The organism is Faecalimonas canis (assembly GCF_054601575.1).
On record NZ_BAAHSI010000043.1, the window covers coordinates 1 to 1,482 of the forward strand.

The 1,482-nt window shown below is 40.6% G+C and carries 1 protein-coding gene; it reads left to right on the top strand.

All coding sequences use genetic code 11. The features are described from left to right. Nucleotides 1–109 precede the first annotated feature (109 nt). A complete protein-coding gene (locus ACYPXO_RS10775; protein ID WP_459640575.1) occupies nt 110–1,327 on the top strand; it encodes an IS256 family transposase in 1,218 nt (405 codons plus the stop codon). The last annotated feature ends 155 nt before the right edge of the window (nt 1,328–1,482 follow it).

Consider the following 1,482-nt stretch of genomic DNA (forward strand, 5'->3'; position numbering starts at 1 on the left):
GGGAGCATCCCAAAGTTTGTGTAAACCTCCAAACTGATGTAAGATAAAATTACTCAGTTTGGAGGTTATTTTTATGGCAAGAAGAAAAGACAGCCCACAAAAAGCAGCAATGAGAGAAATGATGCGTGATTATCTGAAGAATAATGATATCAGCATCAAAGATGGCACCGATGTAAACAGTATCATGCGTGACATGATGTCTGTTCTTCTGGAAGGTGCTTTGGATGAAGAACTGGATGAGGAATTAGGCTATTCCAAGTATGATTATCGAAACAAAAAAACAGATAACAGTCGAAATGGGCATTCCAGCAAAACCATGCATACAAGCTATGGAGATATGGATGTAGTTATCCCTAGAGATCGTAACGGTGAGTATGAGCCCCAGTTAATCAAAAAATATCAGAATACTGTGACTCAGGACATGGAAGAAAAAATCCTTTCCATGTATGCAAAGGGAATGACAACCGGAGATATCGAATCTCATATGCGGGAACTGTATGATATTGATATTTCTGACAGTACCATCAGCCGGATTACGGATAAAATCCTTCCAATTGTAAAAGAATGGCAGGAACGTCCGTTGGAAGAAGTGTATGCTGTCGTATTTATGGATGCTATCCACTATCATGTCCGAAGCGAAGGACGCATTGTAAAACGTGCAGTTTACATTGCTCTTGGCATCGATATGAACGGAAAAAAGGACGTTCTTGGTATGTATGTTGGAGAAAACGAAAGTGCCAAGTTCTGGCTCTCCATCATGAATGGACTAAAGAACCGCGGAGTTGAAGATATCCTGATAGCATGTGTGGATGGACTAAATGGATTTCCACAGGCAATTGAAGCTGTTTATCCAAAAACAGAAATCCAGCAGTGTATCATTCATCAGATCCGTAATTCAACGAAGTTTGTTTCCTACAAAGACATCAAAAAGCTGATGGCTGATCTGAAGCTTGTATATGCTGCTCCAACGGAGGAAATAGCATTAAATGAATTAGAATTATTCAAAGATAAATGGGATTCCAAGTATCCAAAGATTTATAAATCATGGCATGACAACTGGGCTACATTATCCACTTATTTCAAGTACCCGGAGGCAGTAAGGCGCCTGATTTATACCACCAATGCGATTGAAGGATTCAACCGTCAGCTGCGGAAAGTAACCAAAAGCAAGACCGTTTTCCCGTCGGATGACAGCCTTTTAAAAATGCTGTATCTTGCGACTATGGATATCACTAAGAAATGGACAGGACACCGGCAGGACTGGGGGCAGATCCACTCCCAGCTTGAAATCTATTTTGAAGAGCGGCTGATTGGACGCAACCTGTAAAACCAGCTTGTTTTGGGCAGGTCTTATTGACATGCCCAAAAACTCCTGTATAATGCAGATATGGGCAGAACCTAGAAAATCAGCTCTGCCCATTTGTAACTATTCACAAATCTTATATCAGTTTTTAACGTTTACACAAAACTTGAAACGGTCTC

Bases quoted from the DNA above. Each gene is read 5' to 3' on its own strand.
- ACYPXO_RS10775 (WP_459640575.1), top strand. From the start codon at position 110: ATGAGAGAAATGATGCGTGATTATCTGAAGAATAATGATATCAGCATC.